This is a genomic window from Streptomyces sp. NPDC090445 (assembly GCF_044769385.1).
In the GTDB taxonomy this organism is placed as follows: Bacteria; Actinomycetota; Actinomycetes; order Streptomycetales; family Streptomycetaceae; genus Streptomyces.
Genome location: NZ_JBIVXV010000010.1, coordinates 168,812 through 190,179 on the forward strand (window position 1 = coordinate 168,812; position 21,368 = coordinate 190,179).

Below are 21,368 nucleotides of genomic sequence, written 5' to 3' on the forward strand. Positions count from 1 at the left end.
CGGGCCCGCAGTGCGCGGCCGGGGCGTCACTCCTGGCCGCAGCTCCGCTGACCGCGTATGCCACAGGCGACACAGTACTGTCACGGTCAACGGGTCAGGTCACCGGAAGATTCCCTCCGGTGAGCGGCCCTGTCGATGGTGACATGCCCGTTCCCGCCGGGTCACACGCTTTTCGCGCCGTTCCATTCGGGGTGTCCGGGCATCGCCGGGGTCGTCTTTCCGTAGAGCCACGGCTCCAGGAAGGGTTTCAGGTCCCGTCCGGCCACGTCGGAGGCCATGCGGACGAAGTCCTGGGTGCCGGCGACGGAGTCCCGGTGCTCGGTGACCCAGCGCCGCTCCAGCCGGTCGAAGGCGGCGGCGCCGATCTCCTGCCGCAGCGCGTACAGGATCAGGGCGGCCCCGTCGTAGACCACGGGCCGGAAGAGGCCGATCTTCTCGCCGGGGGCGGCCGGTTTCGGTGCCGCCGGGGGGCCGCCGGCGGCGCGCCACTGGTCGGAGCGCTGGTACGCCTCGCGCATGCGCCGTTCCAGGGAGTACGTGCCGAGGCCGTCGGCGTACAGGGCCTCGTACCAGGTGGCGTGTCCCTCGTTGAGCCACAGGTCGGACCAGGTGCGCGGGGTGACGCTGTTGCCGAACCACTGGTGGGCGAGCTCGTGGACCATGACGGCCTCGACGTACCACTCGGGGTAGCCCTCGCCGGAGAAGATGCCGCTCTCGAAGAGCGAGAGGGTCTGCGTCTCCAGCTCGAAGCCGGTCTTTGCCTTGGCGATCAGTACCCCGTAGGTCTCGAAGGGGTAGCGTCCGACCCGCTGCTCCATCCATTCGATGTGTCCCGGGGTCTTCTTCAGCCAGGGTTCGAGCCGCTCGCGGTCGGCGGCCGGGACGACGTCGCGCAGGGGCAGCCCGTGTGGTCCGGTGCGCTCGACGACGGCCGAGTCGCCGATGGAGACCTGGGCGAGCTCGGTGGCCATGGGGTGCAGGGTGCGGTACGTCCACGTGGTCGCGCCCGTCGCGGTGCGGGCCGGAAGGGCGCCGGGCAGGCCGTTGGCGACGGCGGTGAGCCCGGCGGGGGTGGTGATCCGGAAGGTGAAGTACGCCTTGTCGGCGGGGTGGTCGTTGCAGGGGAAGACGCGGTGGGCGGCGTCGGCCTGGTTGGCCATGGCGAGGCCGTCCTCGGTGGGCACCCAGCCGCCGTCGGCGATGCCGCGGGGATCGCTGGTGTGCTTGATCGTGATGTGCAGGGGGGCGCCCGGGACCACGGGGCTCGCGGGGGTGAGCACGAGGTCCTCCCCGGCGTTCTCGAAGCGTGCCGGTGCCCCGTTGACCTGGGCGGAGGCGACGGTGCCGTGGGTGAAGTCGAGGTTGATCCGGTCCAGCGGCTCCTTGGCGCGTGCGTCGATCCGGGTGACCGCGTCGAGGGGGGTCGTGTTGTCCCGGTAGGTGAGGGACAGGTCGTACGCGAGGACGTCGTACCCGGGGTTGCCCAGCTGCGGGAAGAGCGTGTCGCCGATGCCCAGCGGCGTCGGCGGGGGCAGCGCGGCGGCGGTGAGGGTGAGGGAGGCCGCGGCGAGCAGGGCTGCGCGCAGGCGCGGGGAGGTGAGCTGCATCCCCCACCGCATACCAGCGGCCGCCGGGTGCCCGGGTACGGCGCGCGACGGGTCCACTCGAACGGGACCTTCCGGCGCCGGCCCGGCCGCCGTGCGGCTGATTCCCCGCCCCGGCGGCCCCCTTCCCCTTCCCCGCCCCTCCCCCGCGTCCCGTTCTCCCCCGCGTCCTCGTCCCGGCAGGCTCAGGCTCCGGCCGGACCCGTCCCGGCGGCCCGCGCCCGCCCTACCCCCTACCCCTTACGCCCTACGCCCGGGCCCTTACGCCCGGGCCACGTCGTAGACCCCGGGCACGTCCCGCATCGCCCGCATCAGCGCCGGCAGGACGGACGCGTCCGGCAGCTGGAGGGTGTAGGTGTGCCGGACCCGCTGCTCGACGGGCGGTTCCACGGTCGCCGAGACGACCTCGACCCCCTGGCGGGCGATGGCCTCGGTGAGGTCGGCCAGCAGGTGCGCGCGGCCGAACGATTCCGCGGTCAGGGTGACCCGGCAGTCCGCGGTCGCCCGCCAGTGCACCGCGACGGAGGTGCGCCCCAGCGAGCGCATCTGGGCCACGGAGGCGCACTCGACGCGGTGGACGGTGACGGCCCCGCCCCGGACCACGAACCCGGCGACCTCGTCGGGCGGCACGGGCGTGCAGCAGCCGGCCAGCCGCACGGTGGCGTCGGGGAGGTCGGCCACGGCGTTGCCGCCGCCGCCCCGGGCCCCGACCACCGACAGGGGGGCCCGGGCGGGCGTGGTGGTGGGGGTGGCGCCGTCGGGGTGGTCCCGGAGCCAGCTGCTGATGGCGATCCGGGCGGCCTGGGTCTTGGCGTGTTCCAGCCATTCGGCGGCGGGCCCGGAGGAGGAGTCCTGGGCGAGCAGCGGCTGCACGGTGTCCCCGTCGGACAGCCGGGTGCCCAGGGAGGCGAGACGCCCGTTGACCCGGGCGCCGATACAGCCGTGGGCGGTCTCCCCGTACTGGGCGTACGCGGCGTCGATGCAGGTGGCCCCGGCGGGCAGGCCGAGCCTGCCCCCGTCGACGCGGAAGACGGTGATCTCCCGGTCCTGGGCGAGTTCGGCGCGCAGCCCGCTCCAGAAGGCGTCGGGGTCGGGTGCGGAGCGCTGCCAGTCGAGCAGCCGCGCCAGCCAGCCGGGCCGGGTGGGGTCGACCCGCTCCTCGTCGCCGTCGGCCGCGGCGGCGCCGGTGGCGTACGGGTTGCCGAGCGCGACCACGCCGGCTTCGGCGACGCGGTGCATCTGCCGGGTGCGGACGATGACCTCGGCGACGTACCCGTCGGGGGTGGCGACGGCGGTGTGCAGGGACTGGTAGAGGTTGAACTTCGGGGCGGCGATGAAGTCCTTGAACTCCGACACGACGGGGGTGAAGCAGGTGTGGAGCTCCCCCAGCACCCCGTAGCAGTCGGCGTTCTCGCCGACGAGGACGAGGATGCGGCCGAAGTCGGAGCCGCGCAGCTCGCCGCGTTTGCGGGCGACGCGGTGCACGGAGACGAAGTGCCGGGGCCGTACCTGGACCTCGGCGGCGATGCCGGCGTCGCGCAGGACGGCCCGTACGGAGTCGGCGATGGCGGGCAGCGGGTCGGCCTCTCCGGCGTGGGCCGCGATGAGGGCGCGGGTGCGCTCGTACTCCTCGGGGTGCAGGATCGCGAAGACGAGGTCTTCCAGCTCGGTCTTCAGGGCCTGTACGCCGAGCCGTTCGGCGAGCGGGATGAGCACGTCCCGGGTGACCTTGGCGATGCGGGCCTGTTTCTCGGGGCGCATGACGCCGAGGGTGCGCATGTTGTGCAGCCGGTCGGCGAGTTTGATGGACATGACGCGGACGTCGTTGCCGGTGGCGACGAGCATCTTGCGGAAGGTCTCGGGCTCGGCGGCCGCCCCGTAGTCGATCTTCTCGACCTTGGTGACTCCGTCGACGATGAAGCAGACCTCGTCCCCGAACTCGGCGCGGACCTGATCGAGGGTCACGTCGGTGTCCTCGACGGTGTCGTGGAGGAGGGAGGCCGTCAACGTGGTGGTCTCGGCGCCGAGTTCGGCGAGGATCAGGGTGACGGCGAGCGGGTGTGTGATGTACGGCTCACCGCTTTTGCGCATCTGGCCGCGGTGCGAGGACTCCGCGAGGACGTACGCGCGGCGCAGGAGGGACAGGTCCGCGTCGGGGTGGTGGGCGCGGTGTGCCTCGGCCACATGGCCGATGGCGTCGGGCAGCCGGTCCCGGGGCGTGGGCCCGAGGAGGGCCGCGCGCCCGAGTCGGCGCAGGTCAATGCGGGTCCGGCCCCGTCTGCGGAGCTCGGGGCGCACGTCGGGTCGCGCTTCGGGGTTCGTGGCCTCTGCACTCATGGGCACCTCCGGCGGCTTCGACCGGCTGCGGCGGGCATGGGGTGAGCCCTCAGGGCCGGTGTCTGATGCTACCGGCCCCACCACGTGGCGCAGTCCGCCTCTCGCTGAGCGTGAAACGGATCACCCATGAGAGGGAATCTTCAGGCGAAGACCGTTTCGGTGAGCCAGGAGGGGTCGAGCTCCCCCGCCGCCACGATCACGGCCGGTCCGGTCATGTCGATCCGGCCGTCGGGGTGTTCGGTGATGAGGAGGGTTCCACCGAGGAGGTCCACCGTGTACGTGACGGGCTGGCCGGTGACGGCCGGGTCGGCGCCGTCGCGGCGGATGGCGGCCACGGCGACGGCGCAGGCGCCGGTGCCGCAGGAGCGGGTCTCGCCGGAGCCGCGCTCGTGGACGCGCATGGCGACGTGCCGGGGGCCGCGGTCGATGACGAACTCCACGTTGACGCCGGCCGGGTAGACCTCGGCGGGGCTGTACTGAGGCGGGTCGAGGAGCTTTCCGGCGTGGTCGAGGCTGTCGACGAAGGCGACGGCGTGCGGGTTGCCCATGTTCACGTTGCGGGCGGGCCACGCGCGGTCGCCGACGACGACCGTGACCTGCTCGTCCGGGAGGGCGGCGCGGCCCATGGAGACGGTGACGTCGCCGGCCTTGTCGAGGTGCACCCGCTTCACGCCGCCGCGGGTGGCGACGGCGAGGTCGCCGGGCTCGACGTGCCCGGCGTACTGGAGGTAGCGGGCGAAGACGCGGACGCCGTTGCCGCACATCTCGGCGACGGAGCCGTCGCTGTTGCGGTAGTCCATGAACCACTCGGCCTCGTCGGCCATGTGCGCGGCCTCGGGGTGGGCGGCGGACCGGACGACGTGCAGCACTCCGTCCGCGCCGATGCCGGCGCGCCGGTCGCAGAGCCTGACGACGGCGGCGGCGGGCAGGTCGACGGCGTTGTCCGGGTCCGGGACGATCACGAAGTCGTTCTCGGTGCCGTGGCCCTTGAGGAAGGAGAGGCTGGTCTGCGTCACGGGCCCATCGTACCGAGGGAGGTTTCCCCCGGGGCGCCGGGCACGGCCGGAGCGTGCGCTGCCGGAGGCGTGCGCGGCCGGAGCAGGCGCCACTGGAGGCGTGCGCTACCGGAGCAGGGGCGCTACCGGAGGCGGGCCACCCGGTAGACCGCGAGGCCTACGACGGCCAGCACGACCAGGGCGTACAGCGCGGCCATGCGCCAGTCGGGGCGGCGGCCGCTGCCCCGGGGCGGGAGCCCGGGCCAGGTGTAGCCGACGCGGCGCGCGGCCATCATGCCCCAGCCCGCCGCGCAGCAGCTGATCAGGAAGCCGAGCATGGCGACCACGGCTCCGCCGTCGCCGAACTCGAAGGCGAGGGGGAAGGCGAACATCAGGGAGCCGGCGGCGGCCAGCATCACGATCGGGGCGATCTGCCAGATGCGCAGGCGGCGCTGCGGGCGCAGCTCGACCTCGTACTCGGGGCCTCCCGGTTCCTCGCCCTCGCCGGAGCCTGCGGCGTCCGGGCCGTCGGAGGTCAGCCGGGCAGGGTCGGCGGGCAGTCCGAGCTCGTCGGGGACGGCGGGCACGGCTGGCTCGGCGGAATCGCCGAGGACCGCCGGGTCCGTCGTCCCCCGCGTCCCGTCCCGCCCGGTGTCACGAGGGCCGGCCTCCATCGCCACGCGCCCTCCCCACTCGGACTTCGCACGCTGCCGTTCACCGCCGGTGACCACACCCGCGGAATTTGATGATGGCACGGTCCGGGGCCCCGAACGCGCGCGCGGGGCGTCCCGATGCCATCACGTGATCAGGCTGTAACCGCTCGTTCGACCAACGACTGCGCGAGTCCGGGGAGTTCCCGGCGGTCCGCGGCGGCTCCGCTGAGCCAGTGCACGCGGGGGTCGCGGCGGAACCAGGAGTCCTGGCGGCGGGCGAACCGCTTGGTGGCCCGGACCGTCTCGGCCCTGGCCTCGTCCTCGGTGCACTCCCCGGCCAGGGCTGCCAGCACCTGCTGGTAGCCCAACGCCCTGGAGGCGGTGATTCCGTCGCGCAGGCCGCGGGCCTCCAGGGCCCGGACCTCGTCCACGAGCCCGTCCTCCCACATCCGGTCCACGCGCCGCGCGATCCGCTCGTCAAGCTCCGGCCGGGCCACGTCGACGCCGATCTGGACGGTGTCGTACACGGACTCGTGACCGGGCAGGTTGGCGGTGAACGGCTTCCCGGTGATCTCGATGACCTCCAGGGCGCGGACGATGCGGCGGCCGTTGCCGGGCAGGATCGCCTGCGCCGCGGCCGGGTCGGCGGCGGCGAGCCGGGCGTGCAGCGCGCCGGGGCCGTGTTCGGCGAGCTCCTCCTCCAGCCGGGCCCGGACGCCGGGGTCGGTGCCGGGGAACTCCATGGCGTCGAGGGCGCCGCGGACGTACAGGCCGGATCCGCCGACGAGGACGGGCGTACGGCCCTGGGCGAGCAGCTTGTCGATCTCGGCGCGGGCCAGGCGCTGGTACTCGGCGACGCTGGCCGTCTCGGTCACGTCCCAGATGTCGAGGAGGTGGTGCGGGACCCCGCCGCGTTCTTCTTCCGTCAGTTTGGCGGTGCCGATGTCCATTCCGCGGTAGAGCTGCATGGAGTCGGCGTTGACGACTTCGCCGTCGAAATGGCGGGCCAGGGCCACGCCCAGGTCGGACTTTCCGGCTGCGGTGGGGCCGACGACGGCGATGACCCGCGGGGCGGGGGCTGCTTTGCTCACTGCCCCAGTCTCGCAAACCATCCGGCATGTACCCGATCGGGTTACGTGACGGTGCGGGGGCGCGGTCGTTGCCCTGACGTGGTCCCGCCGGGCGTGCGCCCGGCGCGGGCGCGGGCGGGCCGGGCGGAACTTCACCCGCACGAGTAACGTGAGGGGGCAGTAGAGATGGGCGCTTTTGACCGGTTCTTCGCTGCAGGGCGGCGAGGCGGCCGATGACGTCGCGATGCAGGACGTGACGGCGGAGGGCGTGTCCGGGTGCAGGCCGCGGCGGACGGCGCGGAGCCGGCGTGGGCGCCCGCAGGCAGCCACCGCCACGGGAAGGTGACCCATGGGCCTGCTGGACACACTGAAGGCCAAGCTCGCTCCGGCGAAGGAGAAGATCGGCGCCGTCGCACACAAGAACGAGGGCAGGATCGGCGAGGGTCTGGAGAAGGTCGCGAAGGCCGTGGACTCCAAGACGCACGGCAAGTACAGCGACAGGATCACGTCCGGAACGGGCAAGGCGAAGGACGCCCTGGGCAAGATCGCGCACAAGGACGCCCCCGGCGGACCGACGCCGCCGGCCGCCTCCTGACCGCGGTCCCGGAAGGGGCGCGGGGCCGACGGGCTCCGCGCCCCTTCCCCGTGTCGGGGGCCGGCTGAGCGGAGCTAGGACCAGGCGGCGACGAAGTAGCCGACGCCGTAGGGCGCGTCCTCGTACAGCAGGCGTCCGCCCAGGCCGGCGCCCTCGGCGGCGCCGGCCAGCACCTGCCAAGGGGCCCGGCCGGCGGCCTGGAGCTCGCGGGCGAGGCCGGCGTCGAGGGCGGCGAGCGCGGCGGTGTCGGCGTCGGCGAGGGCGAGCGCTGCGGCGGCGTCGAAGGGGGCGGCGCGCTCGTCGAGGTAGCCGGGGGCCTTCACGGTCCGGCAGGCGCTGCCGTCGCCCATGACGAGGAGGGCGACGCGCGCGGCGCGCGCGGCGAGTTCACGGCCCGTCCGGAGGCAGCGGTCGGTGTCGAGCGCCTCGGGCACCGCGAGCGCCTCCAGGGGGGCGGCGCCCCAGCGGGCGTGGTCGAGGAGCCAGGCCCCGACGGCCAGCGACGGCGGCAGCGGACGCGCGCCCGCGCCGCCGTCCCCGTCCCCGTCCCCGTCCCTGTTCTTGTCCCTGTCTCCCAGGCGTACGTCGACCCCGACGCCGAAGCGGCGGAAGCTGCCGTCGGCACCCTGGGGGTAGGGCCCGGATTCCCCCTCCTCGGCGGCGCCCACCACGACGAGCAGGTCGGGGCGGGAGGCGGCGAGCACCGCGAGGGCGTCGGAGCAGGCGGTACGGGCGTCGCCGAGTTCGGCGGCGGCCCCCGCGGCCACCTCGGGCACGAGGAGCGGCGGGGCGGGGCAGACTGCGGCGGCTACGAGCATGATCCGCAGCCTAAGCGCTCCGCGGGAGTGCCGCGACGGGCGAGCGAAGCGAGGTGGGGGTCCCCCGGCCGGAGGCTGGGGGAGGTCGTCTGCGGCCCGGTTGTGGCTGATCGCGCAGTTCCCCGCGCCCCTTCGGGGCGCTGCCGAACCGCCGGCTCCCGTACGGGCGGCCGGGCCTCAGCCGGTGATGCCGCAGGACGGGGCCGACTCCGGGAGCGGGGCCGGGACGCCCAGCGTGGGGATGCCGAGCATGACGCCCTGCGGCTGCGCCGGGGCGGCGTTGCGCTTCTCCCAGGCGTCGCCCGCCCGGGTGCGCCGCACGGACAGCGTGGGGCCCTCGGCGAGGAGGTGGTGCGGGGCCGCGTAGGTGATCTCCACGGTCACCACGTCGCCGGGGCGGACGTCCTCGTCCGGCTTCGTGAAGTGGACCAGGCGGTTGTCGGCGGCGCGGCCGGACAGGCGGTGCGTGGCGCCGTCCTTGCGGCCCTCGCCCTCCGCGACCATGACCTCCAGGGTGCGGCCGACCTGCTTCTTGTTCTCCTCCCAGGAGATCTCCTCCTGGAGGGCGACCAGGCGCATGTAGCGGTCCTGGACGACCTCCTTGGGGATCTGGCCCTCCATGTCGGCGGCCGGGGTCCCGGGGCGCTTGGAGTACTGGAAGGTGAAGGCGCTGGCGAAGCGGGCCTCGCGGACCACGTGCATCGTCTGCTCGAAGTCCTCCTCGGTCTCGCCGGGGAAGCCCACGATGATGTCGGTGGAGATCGCGGCGTGCGGGATGGCCGCGCGGACCTTCTCGATGATGCCGAGGAAGCGCTCCTGGCGGTACGAACGGCGCATGGCCTTCAGGATCGGGTCCGAGCCGGACTGGAGCGGCATGTGCAGCTGCGGCATCACGTTCGGGGTCTCGGCCATGGCCGCGATCACGTCGTCCGTGAAGTCGCGGGGGTGCGGGGAGGTGAAGCGGACCCGCTCCAGGCCCTCGATCTGCCCGCAGGCGCGCAGCAGCTTGGAGAAGGCCTCGCGGTCGCCGAGGTCGGAGCCGTACGCGTTGACGTTCTGGCCGAGCAGGGTGATCTCGGAGACGCCTTCGGCGACCAGGGCCTCGATCTCGGCGAGGATGTCGCCGGGACGGCGGTCCTCCTCCTTGCCGCGCAGGGCCGGGACGATGCAGAAGGTGCAGGTGTTGTTGCAGCCGACGGAGATCGAGACCCAGGCGGCGTACGCGGACTCGCGGCGGGTCGGCAGCGTGGAGGGGAAGGCCTCCAGCGACTCGGCGATCTCGATCTGCGCCTCTTCCTGGATGCGGGCGCGCTCCAGCAGGACGGGCAGCTTGCCGATGTTGTGCGTACCGAAGACGACGTCGACCCACGGGGCCTTCTTGACGATCGTGTCGCGGTCCTTCTGCGCCAGGCAGCCGCCCACGGCGATCTGCATGCCGGGGCGCTTGGTCTTCATCGGGGCGAGCCGGCCGAGGTTGCCGTACAGCTTGTTGTCGGCGTTCTCGCGCACGGCGCACGTGTTGAACACCACGACGTCGGCGTCGCCGTCCGAGCCCTCCGGGGCCCGGGTGTAGCCCGCTTCCTCCAGCAGTCCGGAGAGTCGCTCGGAGTCGTGCACGTTCATCTGGCACCCGTAGGTGCGCACCTCGTATGTTCCCTTGACGTCCACTGCCGTGCTCCGGTCGCTGCTGCTGGTCATGCAACAAGGGTAGGTGCTGCCGGGACAGCCTCCGGTCCGGCCTCGCTCCGGCCTCGGCCCGGCCTCGGCCCGGCCTCGGTCCGGCCTCGGTCCGGCCTCGGTCCGGTCCCTGCTGCGGCCTCGGTCCGGCCGCGGGGACGGGAGCCCCGTGACAGGTCGGCGCGACTGGTGGCAGGATCGCGGCCATGGCTCATGTTCCGCCCCGTTTCGGCAGGCGCACCGCCCTGTGGGGGCTGGTGGCCGTGTTCGCCGTCCTCGGGCTGCTGGTGTGGTGGCTGCGCCCCTTCGGGGAGCCCGAACTGAAGGGCGAGCTGACCTTCAGCACGGGCGTGCGCACGGGCGTCTACGACCGGTACGGCCAGCTGCTGGAGCAGGCGCTGGCGCAGGACGTCCCCGGGGTCCGGGTCCGGCTGGAGACCAGCCAGGGGTCGCAGGAGAACCTGGCGCGGGTGGCGACGGGGCAGGCCGATTTCACCATCGCGACGGCGGACGCGGTCTCGAAGTACCGGGCCGACGGGAAGCCGGGCGCGGACGCGCTGCGCGGGGTCGCGCGACTGTACGACGACTACGTGCAGCTGGTGGTGCCGGCCGGGTCGCCGGTGCAGTCGGCGCGGGACCTGCGCGGCAAGCGGGTGGCGATCGGCCAGCCCGGATCGGGTGTGCGCCTGGTCTCGGAGCGGCTGCTGAAGGCGGCCAAGCTGGACCCGGCGCGGGACATCACCCCGGTCTCGATCGGCATCGACACCATGCCGGCGGAGCTGGAGGCCGGGCGGATCGACGCGTTCTTCTGGTCCGGCGGCCTGCCCACGACCGCGGTGCTGGAGCTGTCGGAGCGGTTCGACATCCGGCTCGTGCAGCTCGGCGACCTGGTGGAGACGCTGCAGGGCAGCGGGAGCCCGGCACGCTACTACCGGGCGGCGGTGATGCCGCAGGACGCGTACGCACGGGCGCGCAACACCTCGGCGGTGGCGACCCTGGCCGTGCCGAACCTGCTGGTGACCACCGAGAAGACCGCTCCGGGGCTCACCGAGCAGTTCACGCGGACGGTGATCAACAGCCGTGACCGGATCGGGCACGAGGTGCACGCGGCGCAGCTGGTGGACCTGCGGACGGCGATCTACACGGATCCGCTGGACCTGCACGAGGGCGCCGGGCGGTACTACCGCTCGGTGAAGCCCTGACCCCGGGCCCCGGACCGACGGCCCGCTGACCCCGGCCTCAGGCCCACGGCCCGCTGACCGCGCAGCCACGGCCCCGCTGACCGCCGGGCCTCAGTGTCCGGCCGTCTCCGGCAGGAGCATCGCCGCCGCGGCGGCCGCGCCGATCAGTCCCGCATGAGTGCCCAGGGCCGCCGGGACCACCTCCAGGCCGCCGACGTACGAGAGCGTGGCGTAGTCCGCGAGGTGGGCGCGGATCGGCCCGAACAGGGTGTCCCCGGAGGCGGCGACGCCCCCGCCGATCACGGTGATGCCGGTCTCCACGAGGGTGGCGCTCGCCGCGATGGCGGCGGCCAGGGCGCGGCCCGCGCGGTCGAACGCGGCGAGCGCGAGGGGGTCCCCGGCCTCGGCGGCCGCGGCGACGCCCGCCGCCGTGGCGTCGCCTGCGGCGCCCCCGGCGGGGGTCCAGCCCTGCTCCGCGGCCCACCGGGCGATGGCGGTGCCCGAGGCGATCGACTCCACGCAGCCGCGGCTCCCGCAGACGCACCGCGGGCCGTCGAACGCGACGCTGATGTGCCCGATGTGGCCCGCGTTGCCGGTGGGGCCGGGGTGGAGCCGGTTGTTCAGGATCAGGCCGCCGCCTACGCCGGTGGAGACCACCATGCACAGCGCGTTCGCGTGGCCGCAGGCCGCGCCCAGCCAGTGCTCGGCCGCGGTCATGGCCACGCCGTCGCCGACCAGCACGGTGGGCAGCGGGGCGCCGTGCCGGGCCAGTTCCGCGGCGACCCGGGCCTGGACGGGGAAACCGCGCCAGGCGCCGATGTTCACCGGGCTCACCGTGCCGCGCGAGGCGTCGACGGGGCCCGCGCTGCCGATGCCGCAGCGGACCGCCGCCGGCCACAGGGGCGAGCGGGCCAGCTCGGCGACGACCTCCGCGACGGCGGCGAACACCCCGTCGGCGTCCGTGTCCCGCGGGGTCGGGCGGCGGGTCGTGGCCGTCATCGTGCCGTCGGGGAGCACCAGAGCACCGGCGATCTTCGTGCCGCCGATGTCGATCGCCACCGTCGGGCCTGCGGCCGCACCGGGATCGCCGGGGGCGCCGGGGTTGCCGGGGGCAGGGGCGCCGGGGGCGGGGAACGAGGGGCTGGGTGAGGTCACGGGGCGCTCCAGAACGGGGTCGGGATTCAGTATGCGGCCGGGGGCGGTGCCGTACTCTCGCGGGGCTCCAGGCGCGGCTGCTCACCCTCGCGGGCCCGGGGCGGGCCCCCGGCGAGCACGCTGAGCAGCTCCTCGGCAGCCAGCCGGCCGAACCCGGCGGTGTCGCGGACGAGGGCGGTGAGCCGGGGGTGGGTGACCCGGCACAGGGCGGAGTCGTCCCAGGCGACGATCGAGAGCCGGCCGGGGACGGCGATGCCGAGCTCGGCGGCGACGGCGCTGCCGGCCACCGCCATCACGTCGTTGTCGTAGACGAGGGCGGTGGGCGGCTCGGGCTCGGCGAGGACCTGCCGGGTGGCGGCCGCCCCCTCGGCGTCGGAGTAGTCGGTCGCCACCGAGCGCACCTCCCGCGGGCCCAGCCCGCGCGCCGCGGCCTCGGCGCGCAGCGAGGCGATGCGGCGGGCGGTGTGGGCCAGGCCGGGCAGCCCGGCGATGTGGGTGATCCGGCGGTGGCCCAGCCCGTGGAGGTGGTCCACGACCCGGGCCATCGCCCGGGCGTCGTCCGCCCAGACCGAGGACAGCGGTCCGGGGGCGCCCGTACCGCCGACGGTGACGGCGGGCAGGCCGAGGCGGGCGAGGAGCTCCGGGCGCGGGTCCTGCGTGCGCGGGTCGACGACGAGGACGCCGTCGACGCGCCGCTCGGCCCACCAGCGGCGGTACAGGGCGCATTCGGCGTCGATGCCGTCGACCACCTGGAAGAGCAGGGCGGTCCGGCCGGCGGAGAGCACCTCCTGGATACCGGAGACCAGCTGGAGGAAGAACGACTCGACGCCGAGGGTGTGGGCGGGCCGGGCCAGGACCAGCCCGACGGCGCCGGCGCGTTCGCCGGACAGGGCGCGGGCGGCGCTGTTGGGCTGCCAGCCGAGCTCCTCGGCGACGCGCCGGACCCGGGCGCGGGTGTCCTCGGACACGCCCGGCCGGTCGTTGAGAGCGAAGGAGACCGCGCTCTCGGACACCCCGGCCCGGCGGGCGATGTCCTTGATGGTGGGTCTGCGGGCCATGGCCTGCCTCATCCCTCGGGTGCTGCGGGAGTGGTGACCGCCGTGACCGAAATACCGCTGTCCATTTCTGCGCACTTCCCTGCGTGAGGCCATTGGCCGCATGGAACTAAACCGCATTAGCCGCCTCAGCTTGAGAGGCGTTCCGCCCTTCTGTCAACGGGCCTGAAGCGCATAAGTGCATCATTTCCAGTTGGCCGTGAAGGCCCTGTTGACTTTCTCCCGCCGGGCGCGGGACGTTGTGGGCGTCCGGAGAATTCCCCGCGACTTCCGGGATCCTTCATGCGTGACGGCACCCCCGTTCCCCCGCCCGCCCGAACCCTCCGCTTCGGCGCCAACTACACGCCGTCGCGCGGCTGGTTCCACCACTGGCTCGACTTCGACCTCGACGAGGTCGCGGCCGACCTCGACTCGGTCGCCGCGCTCGGCCTGGACCACGTACGGGTCTTCCCGCTGTGGCCGCTCTTCCAGCCCAACCGGGCGCTGATCCGGCCGCGGGCCGTCGAGCAGCTGGTCGCGCTCGCGGACGCGGCGGCCGACCGCGGCCTCGACGTCGCGGTGGACGGGCTGCAGGGGCACCTGTCGAGCTTCGACTTCCTGCCCGCGTGGACCGGGACCTGGCACCGGCGGAACATCTTCGCCGACCCGGACGTGGTCGCCGGGCAGGAGGAGTACCTGCGCACGCTGGCCGCCGCCCTCGCCGACCGGCCCCGGTTCCTCGGCATGACCGTCGGCAACGAGATCAACCAGTTCTCCGACGCCCCGCACCCCGACCCCGACCGGATCACCCCGGATCAGGCGGAGCGGTGGCTGGAGCGGATGCTCGCCGCCTGTGAGCAGGGCGCGCCGGGACGATTCCACGTGCACGCCGAGTACGACGCGGCCTGGTACCGGGACGGGCACCCGTTCACTCCGGCCCAGGCGGCCCGGCTCGGCGCGGCCACGGCCGTGCACTCCTGGGTGTTCAACGGCACCGCGCAGCGGCACGGCCGCACCGGGGCGGCGACCGGGCAGCACGCCGCCTACCTGATCGAGCTGTCCAAGGCCTGGGCCGCGGACCCGCACCGGCCGGTCTGGCTCCAAGAGGTCGGGGCGCCCGCACCGCTGATCCCGCCGGAGCACGCGGCCGCCTTCACCGGGGCCACGCTCGCCGCTGCCCTGGACTGTCCGGACCTGTGGGGTGTGACCTGGTGGTGCTCGCACGACGTGTCCCGGGAGCTCGCGGACTTCCCCGAGCTGGAGTACGGGCTCGGCCTGCTCACCAACGACCGCCGGACCAAGCCGGCCGGTGCCGCGGTCGCCCGGATCGCCGCGGAGTGGCGGGGCCGGGAACACCGCCCCGCCGTCCGCTCCACCGCGCTGGCCGTGGACGCCGGCGGGGCGGAGACCGCGCCGGGGCGGTCCGTGTGCGCGCCCGGCGGCGCCTTCTTCGAAGCGTGGGCGGCGCTGGCGGCCGACGGGGTCCGGCCTGCGGTGGTGCTGGCGGAGCTGGCGGAGGATCCCGCCCACCTGTCCGCGCGCGGCATCACGGAGGTGCTGCACGTCGCAGACGTCCGCTGACGCACCCTGCCGTCCCCCGTCCTCGCCCTGTCCCACGTCCCCGCTCCCCCTATCCGCCCCCGCCCCGCCCCGCCCCCGCCCCCGAGGAGCCCGCATGTCCGAGTCCGGCAACGGCGCACACCCTCGTACCTCCTTCTTACGTTCCGTCGCCTTCTTGCGTTCCCCCTCCGCCTCCCCCTCCGCCGACGGCTCCCCCCACGGCTCCGCCGCCCCGTCCCCCGACCCGGTACCGCCGCCGCCCACCCGGCGCCGGGTCCTCGCCGCCGGCGCCGGAGCCGCCGCCCTGCTGGGCGCTCCCCTCCCGGCGCACGCCGCCGTACCGGAAGCCGTACCGGGAGCCGTGCCCGCTCCCGTGCCGCCCGCCGACCCCCGGCCGGGCGGCGGTGCCGGTCCGGCGGCCGCGGCCGCCCCGTACGCCTCGTACTGGTTCCCCGACTCCCTCCCCCACGGCGCCCCGGGCCCCGGCATCGTGTGGCGCTCGCTCAAGGAGTGGACCCCGGAGTCGGACCCTGACCTCGCCCACAACACGGCCACCGTGCCGCTCGCCGCCCGCTTCACGCCGGTGCCCCCGCACCCGGCCGTCCGGGCCGGGCAGGCCCGGATCGCCTCCCTCGTCTCCTTCGGCCCCACCTCGCAGAACCCCTCCCAGGGGGTATCCACCGCCGACACGTACGCCCTCACCCATTGGGCGTACATCGACGAGCTGGTGTTCTGGGGCGGCTCCGCCGGCGAAGGGATCGTCCTCGCGCCGAACGCGCCCGTCGTCGACGCCGCCCACCGCAACGGCGTCCCGGTGCTGGGCAACGTGTTCCTGCCGCCCGTCGCGTACGGCGGCGACCTGCAGTGGACCCGCGACCTCGTGCAGCGCGACGCCCTCGGCCGGTTCCCGATCGCCGAGCAGCTCGTGCGGGTGGCGGTCGCGTACGGATTCGACGGCTGGTTCGTGAACGCCGAGACCGACGGCGGGGACAGCGCGCTCGCGACCCGGATGCGGGAGTTCCTGCGCGCCCTGCGGGCGGCCGGCGCAGCCCACGGCCTGCGGATCACCTGGTATGACGCGATGAACAGCACCGGCCGGGTCGGCTGGCAGGGCGCGCTCAACCCGCTCAACCAGGAGTTCTTCGAGGACCGGGCGGGCCGGGTCGCCGACACCGTGTTCGTCGACTTCCGGTGGAGCGCGCGGAGCCTGGCCGACTCCGCGGGGCTCGCCGAACGCCTGGGCCGCAGCCGCCACGAGCTGTGGGCGGCAGTGGACACGGAGTCCCGCGGCTGGGATTCCGCCGTCGACTGGGAGGCGATCGTTCCGCGCGGCCGCGACCATGTCGTCAGCTACGGCTTCTACCGGCCCGAGTGGACCCGCAACCACCTCACCGACCGCTCCCCCGGCGCCTTCCACCGCGCCGACGACCGGTTCTGGACGGGCGAGTCCCTGGACCCGGCCCGCCCCGCACCCGACGGCAGGGGCTGGCGGGCGCCGGCCACCGTCGTCGCGGACCGGTCCACGGTGGCCGCGCTGCCGTTCGCCTGCTCGTTCAACACCGGGCACGGCGAGCGCTGGTACGAGCGCGGCGAGGCCGTCTCCGACACCCCGTGGAGCCACCTCGGCCTCCAGGACCGGCTGCCGGGCCGCCGCTGGGTCGTGGACACCGCCGGCCCGCGCCCCTCGGTCACCCTGGACTTCGCCCGGGCCTGGCGGGGCGGGTCCAGCCTCCTCGTGGCGGGCCGGCTCGCCGCGCCCGCCGCGGTCGGGCTGCACGGCACCCGGCTGGCGCTGCCCCGGGCCGGCGTGCTGGAGCTGGTGCACTCGGCCGATCCGGGTTCCGCGCCGGCCGTGGTGGAGGTCGGGGTGGCGGTGCGCGAGCCGGCCGCTCCGGGCGAGCCCGCCCCCTACGCCTGGTTCGCGGCGGGCACCGCGGTCCCGGGCGCGGGCTGGCGTACGGCGCGGGTCGGGCTGTCGTCCCTGGCGGGCCGTACCGCGTACGGGCTGGCGGTACGGGTCACGGCGCGGGGAGAGGGAGCGGTGTCCTGGCGGGTCGGCGCCCTGTCGGTACGCGATGCCACCGCCCGCCCGCGCCCGGCCGCTCCGCATACGCCGGCCGTGGACGCCGCGGCGGAACAGCACGGCACGGCCGCGGTGCGGCTGTCCTGGCGGCGGGCGCCCGGCCCGGTCCGCCACTACGAGCTGCACCGCCTGCTCCCGGACGGCACCCGCCGCTTCCTCGGCGGCACCTGCGGCACCGCCCTGTACCTGCCGGCGGTCGTCCGGGCCGGCCGGGAGCGGGCGGCGGTGTTCGAGGTGCGGGCCGTCGACGAGCTGTACGCCGTCTCCGCCCCGGCCCGCACCGCCCTGGCCTGGGCCCGCTGACGCATGCGCCGGGACGCCGGGCGGCTCGCGGGGTCAGTCGTTGCCGTGGACCCCGTTGCCGTCGGCCCCGTTGTGCGGGGCGCTGCGCGGGACGGCGACGGTCACCCGCAGCCCGTGCGGTTCGTTCTTCGCGTACGAGAGGGATCCGCCGCCCGCGGCGAGCAGGGCCCGGGAGATGGACAGGCCGAGCCCGGAGCCCTTGACGTTCTGGTGGCGGCCGCTGCGCCAGAACCGGTCGCCGACGCGGAGCAGCTCGTCCTCGGTGAGGCCGGGGCCGCGGTCGGCGACGACGACGTGCACGGACGGGCCGGCCGGGGCGACGGACACCGTGACCTCCTCCCCGGCCGGAGTGAACTTGAGGGCGTTGTCGATGACGGCGTCGAGGGCGCTGGACAGCGCGATCGGGTCGGCCCACCCGGTGACCGCGGTGCGGCCCGTCTCGGCGAGGCGTACGCCCTTCTCCTCGGCGTACGGCCGCCAGGAGGCGACCCTCTCGGCGGCGAGGGCCCCGATGTCGGTGAGGCCGAGCTCGGCGGAGGCGTGCTCGGCCAGCGCCAGGTCCAGCAGGTCGTCCAGGACCTGGGCCAGGCGCTTGCCCTCGGCGCGCACGGAGGCGATCTCCTCGTTCCCCTCGGGCAGTTCGAGGGCGAGCAGCTCGATCCGCAGGAGCAGCGCGGCGAGCGGGTTGCGCAGCTGGTGGGAGGCGTCGGCGACGAACGCCCGCTGCTGCTCCAGTACCTCTTCCACGTTGTCGGCCATCTCGTTGAACGAGCGGGCCAGGCGTCGGAGTTCCGGAGGCCCGCTCGCGGCCGCGACCCGGGAGTTCATCCGCCCGGTGGCGATGCCGTGGGCGGCCGCGTCGAGCGTCCGGACGGGCTTGAGGACCCAGTGGGTGAGCTGCAGGGCGGCCCCGAACGCGAGGAGCATCGCGGCGGCCAGACCGGTGATGATCAGCAGCCAGCCCCGCAGGATCCGCGCCCGCATCTGGTCGGTGGGCGACTCGGTGACCACGACCGCGACGACGTCGCCGTCCAGGACGACCGGGGAGGCGACGAGGAGCTTCCCGTGCGTCTGCCAGGGCCACACCTGGGCCGGGTCGTGGCTGCGCCGGCCGGCGAGGGCCTCCGCGAAGGCCCGCCGGCCCTCGCCCTCCGCGGGAAGCTGCCACCAGCCGGGGGCCCGGACCAGGGCGTTGTCGTCGCGGAAGAAGATGCCCACCCGGATGCCGTACAGCTCCTGGTAGCGGGCCAGCTCCAGCTGGAGCGTCTCCCGGCGCTCGGCGCCGCCGCTGCTGCCGGAGCTCTCCGCGTCGATGAGGAACTGGGCGAGGGCGGCGAAGCGGGCGCTGTCGTCGATCCGGTCCACCACCACCTTCTGCTGCTGGCCGGCGGCCAGGCTGACGGCGAGCGGGAACCCGAGGGCGAGCAGCACACCCGCCATCAGGACGACGAGCAGCGGGAGCAGGCGGGCGCGCACGGCGGGCCCCCGCTAGGGGGCGGCCGGCGGGACGAGCCGGTAGCCCACCCCGCGGACGGTCTCGATCAGGGCGGGCATGCGCAGTTTGGAGCGCAGCGAGGCCACGTGCACCTCCAGGGTCCGCCCGGTCCCCTCCCAGCTGGTGCGCCACACCTCGCTGATGATCTGCTCGCGGCGGAAGACGACGCCGGGGCGCTGCGCGAGCAGGGCCAGCAGGTCGAATTCCTTGCGGGTGAGCGGCACGTCCGAGCCGTCGACACTGACCCGGCGAGTGGGCAGCTCGATGCTGACGGGCCCGACCCGGACCACGGCGGGGGCTCCCGTGACGGCGGCCGAGGCCTCCTCGGAGGCGCCGCTGCGCCGGGCGACGGCGTGGATCCGGGCGAGGAGCTCGCCGGTGTCGTACGGCTTGACCACGTAGTCGTCGGCGCCCATGTTGAGACCGTGGATGCGGGAACGCACGTCCGAGCGGGCCGTCACCATGATCACGGGGATCGAGGTGCGCTTGCGGATCTTGCCGCAAACCTCGTAGCCGTCCTGATCGGGGAGGCCCAGGTCCAGGAGGATCACCCCGTAGGGAGACGCGTGGGGTGTGGTTCCTGCGGGCAGCAGTGCCTGCAGGGCCTCCTCGCCGTTGCGGGCGTGGGTCACCTGGAAGCCGTGTCGGGCGAGGATCGCGGACAGGGCGGCGGCGACGTGGTCATCGTCCTCGACGAGCAGCAGTCTCATTGCGTCCCCCTTTCCTGCGTTCCTGTTTCCTGTTGTGCCGAGCGCGACCCGTGGTCAAGGGGCCAGAGAGCATCCACGCCGATGCGGGGCCCCACGTCAAGGGGGTTCCGGTCCGGCGCGGTTTCCGTTATGTACCCGGTACGAGCCCTGCGGTGCGAGCCACAGCGGTACGTACGGAGCGTATCGATTCGAGGCCGTTTCGTTATCCTCAATTCTCCCTCAGATGTGATGACGGTGTGCGTACGGCCTCACTACTGTCCTGCCAACCGAGGAGGACGGAGCAAGAAGCCGATGAGCGGAGTATCAGTGACCAAGGATGCGAAGGACGCGGCCGGAGCCGCTGACGACCTGGTCGTACTGAGCAACGTCAACAAGCACTTCGGCGCGCTGCACGTGCTTCAGGACATCGATCTGAGCATTGCCCGCGGCGAGGTTGTCGTGGTGATCGGTCCTTCGGGATCGGGCAAGTCGACGCTGTGCAGGACCATCAACCGCCTGGAGACGATCGACTCCGGAACGATCACGATCGACGGCAAGGAACTGCCCTCGGAGGGGCGGGAGCTGGCAAGGCTCCGTGCCGACGTCGGTATGGTCTTCCAGTCTTTCAACCTCTTCGCGCACAAGACGGTGCTGCAGAACGTGATGCTGGGCCAGATGAAGGTCCGCAAGACGGACCAGGCGAGCGCCGAGAAGAAGGCGCGGGCGCTGCTGGACCGGGTGGGCGTCGGAACACAGGCCGACAAGTACCCGGCGCAGCTCTCCGGCGGCCAGCAGCAGCGTGTGGCGATCGCCCGCGCGCTGGCCATGGACCCGAAGGTGATCCTCTTCGACGAGCCGACCTCGGCCCTCGACCCGGAGATGATCAACGAGGTGCTGGAGGTCATGCAGCAGCTCGCCGCCGAAGGCATGACGATGGTCGTCGTCACGCACGAGATGGGCTTCGCCCGCTCCGCCGCCAACCGGGTCGTCTTCATGGCCGACGGCAAGATCGTCGAAGAGGCCGAGCCCGAGCAGTTCTTCAGCAACCCGCGCAGTGACCGCGCCAAGGACTTCCTTTCGAAGATCCTGCACCACTGACGCACGGGCGTTCCGTCTGGTAGTGATCCCCTGGCGGCCCGGCGCTCGTGTCGTCGCTCGTCGTCCAACCACGTCTCATCCGAGGGAAGTTCACCATGAAGGTTTTCAAGGCCGGCGCGGCCGCAGCCGTGGCCGTCGTCCTCTCCCTGACCGCGACCGCGTGTGGCAGCGGCGGTGACAAGGCCGGCAGCGGCAGCACCGATGGCGGCAAGGACAAGATCGTCATTGGCATCAAGTTCGACCAGCCGGGTCTGGGCCTGAAGAACCCGGACGGCAAGTTCACGGGCTTCGACGTCGACGTGGCGACCTACGTCGCCAAGGAGCTCGGCTACCAGCCCGACCAGATCGAGTTCAAGCAGGCCGTCAGCGCCGAGCGCGAGAACCTGATCTCGAACGGTGACGTCAAGCTCGTGGTCGCCACCTACACGATCAACGACAAGCGCAAGGCGAAGGTCGACTTCGCCGGCCCGTACTTCCTGGCCCACCAGGACCTGCTGGTCCGCGCCGACGACACCTCGATCACCAAGGCCGAGGACCTCAACAAGAAGAACCTCTGCTCGGTCGCCGGCTCCACCTCGGCGCAGAACGTCAAGACCAAGCTGGCGCCCGAGGCGAACCTGCTGGAGCAGGCCGGCTACTCCGAGTGCCTCACCGGCCTGGAGAACGGTTCCGTCGACGCTCTGACCACGGACAACTCGATCCTCGCCGGCTTCGCCGCGCAGGAGAAGAACAAGGGCAAGTTCAAGCTGGTCGGCCTGAAGCTCAGCGACGAGCCCTACGGCATCGGCCTGAAGAAGGGCGACAAGGACCTGCAGACCAAGGTCAACGCCGCGCTCAAGAAGATGGTCGAGGACGGCTCCTGGCAGAAGGCGGTGGACGCGAACCTCGGTCCCGCCGGCTACAAGGCCGAGCCGGCCCCGCAGATCACCGAAGGCAGCTGATTCATCGGTGAGGCGCGCCGCCGACCGCCCATCACGGGCGGCGGCGCGCCTCACCGGCCATCCTGGGGAGAGCGCAGGGC

17 protein-coding genes are annotated in these 21,368 nt (G+C 73.8%); 6 read left to right on the forward strand and 11 right to left on the reverse strand.

Annotation, left to right across the window (positions count from 1 at the left end; genetic code table 11):
* Positions 1–161 precede the first annotated feature (161 nt).
* From ACIQUT_RS21285 to miaA, 5 genes are all read right to left on the reverse strand, one after another.
* Positions 162–1,607 (reverse strand): M1 family metallopeptidase, encoded by a 1,446-nt coding sequence (locus ACIQUT_RS21285; RefSeq protein ID WP_403564630.1) that lies wholly within the window; start codon positions 1,605–1,607, stop codon positions 162–164.
* A gap of 258 nt (positions 1,608–1,865) precedes the next feature.
* Entirely contained in the window at positions 1,866–3,941 is a 2,076-nt protein-coding gene (locus ACIQUT_RS21290) for a RelA/SpoT family protein (RefSeq protein WP_403564633.1), read from the reverse strand.
* 140 nt (positions 3,942–4,081) lie between these two features.
* Positions 4,082–4,957: a diaminopimelate epimerase gene (dapF, locus tag ACIQUT_RS21295; RefSeq protein ID WP_403564635.1), complete on the reverse strand. Its 876-nt coding sequence runs from the start codon at positions 4,955–4,957 to the stop codon at positions 4,082–4,084.
* Between the two features lie 122 nt (positions 4,958–5,079).
* Complete coding sequence (locus ACIQUT_RS21300) at positions 5,080–5,616, reverse strand: hypothetical protein (protein WP_403564637.1); 537 nt, start codon at positions 5,614–5,616, stop codon at positions 5,080–5,082.
* 125 nt (positions 5,617–5,741) lie between these two features.
* A complete protein-coding gene (gene miaA, locus ACIQUT_RS21305; protein WP_403564639.1) occupies positions 5,742–6,680 on the reverse strand; it encodes a tRNA (adenosine(37)-N6)-dimethylallyltransferase MiaA in 939 nt (312 codons plus the stop codon).
* Between the two features lie 328 nt (positions 6,681–7,008).
* Between miaA and ACIQUT_RS21310 the strand changes: the two genes are divergently transcribed.
* Entirely contained in the window at positions 7,009–7,254 is a 246-nt protein-coding gene (locus ACIQUT_RS21310) for an antitoxin (RefSeq protein ID WP_403564641.1), read from the forward strand.
* Positions 7,255–7,328: 74 nt separating this feature from the next.
* On the opposite strand, the gene ACIQUT_RS21315 is transcribed toward ACIQUT_RS21310, so the two are convergent.
* Positions 7,329–8,072: a hypothetical protein gene (locus tag ACIQUT_RS21315; RefSeq protein WP_403564643.1), complete on the reverse strand. Its 744-nt coding sequence runs from the start codon at positions 8,070–8,072 to the stop codon at positions 7,329–7,331.
* A gap of 177 nt (positions 8,073–8,249) precedes the next feature.
* Complete coding sequence (gene miaB, locus ACIQUT_RS21320) at positions 8,250–9,770, reverse strand: tRNA (N6-isopentenyl adenosine(37)-C2)-methylthiotransferase MiaB (RefSeq protein ID WP_403564645.1); 1,521 nt, start codon at positions 9,768–9,770, stop codon at positions 8,250–8,252.
* Positions 9,771–9,955: 185 nt separating this feature from the next.
* Here miaB and ACIQUT_RS21325 point away from each other — a divergent pair, with 185 nt between their 5' ends.
* On the forward strand, positions 9,956–10,951 hold the full coding sequence (locus ACIQUT_RS21325; protein WP_403564647.1) for a TAXI family TRAP transporter solute-binding subunit: 996 nt from the start codon (positions 9,956–9,958) through the stop codon (positions 10,949–10,951).
* 90 nt (positions 10,952–11,041) lie between these two features.
* Here the strand turns inward: ACIQUT_RS21325 and ACIQUT_RS21330 are convergent, their stop codons facing one another.
* Positions 11,042–11,989, reverse strand: coding sequence for an ROK family protein (locus tag ACIQUT_RS21330; protein WP_403564708.1), 948 nt, complete (start codon positions 11,987–11,989; stop codon positions 11,042–11,044).
* A gap of 122 nt (positions 11,990–12,111) precedes the next feature.
* A complete protein-coding gene (locus ACIQUT_RS21335) occupies positions 12,112–13,143 on the reverse strand; it encodes a LacI family DNA-binding transcriptional regulator (protein WP_403564649.1) in 1,032 nt (343 codons plus the stop codon).
* 279 nt (positions 13,144–13,422) lie between these two features.
* On the opposite strand from ACIQUT_RS21335, the gene ACIQUT_RS21340 reads away from it, so the two are divergent.
* A complete protein-coding gene (locus tag ACIQUT_RS21340; RefSeq protein WP_403564651.1) occupies positions 13,423–14,700 on the forward strand; it encodes a glycosyl hydrolase in 1,278 nt (425 codons plus the stop codon).
* A gap of 94 nt (positions 14,701–14,794) precedes the next feature.
* Complete coding sequence (locus ACIQUT_RS21345; protein ID WP_403564653.1) at positions 14,795–17,065, forward strand: endo-beta-N-acetylglucosaminidase; 2,271 nt, start codon at positions 14,795–14,797, stop codon at positions 17,063–17,065.
* A gap of 33 nt (positions 17,066–17,098) precedes the next feature.
* Here the strand turns inward: ACIQUT_RS21345 and ACIQUT_RS21350 are convergent, their stop codons facing one another.
* A complete protein-coding gene (locus tag ACIQUT_RS21350; protein WP_403564655.1) occupies positions 17,099–18,541 on the reverse strand; it encodes an ATP-binding protein in 1,443 nt (480 codons plus the stop codon).
* A gap of 12 nt (positions 18,542–18,553) precedes the next feature.
* Positions 18,554–19,270, reverse strand: a complete 717-nt coding sequence (locus ACIQUT_RS21355) for a response regulator transcription factor (protein ID WP_403564657.1) — start codon at positions 19,268–19,270, stop codon at positions 18,554–18,556.
* A gap of 291 nt (positions 19,271–19,561) precedes the next feature.
* On the opposite strand from ACIQUT_RS21355, the gene ACIQUT_RS21360 reads away from it, so the two are divergent.
* Complete coding sequence (locus ACIQUT_RS21360; protein ID WP_403564659.1) at positions 19,562–20,347, forward strand: amino acid ABC transporter ATP-binding protein; 786 nt, start codon at positions 19,562–19,564, stop codon at positions 20,345–20,347.
* 95 nt (positions 20,348–20,442) lie between these two features.
* A complete protein-coding gene (locus tag ACIQUT_RS21365; RefSeq protein WP_403564661.1) occupies positions 20,443–21,288 on the forward strand; it encodes a glutamate ABC transporter substrate-binding protein in 846 nt (281 codons plus the stop codon).
* The last annotated feature ends 80 nt before the right edge of the window (positions 21,289–21,368 follow it).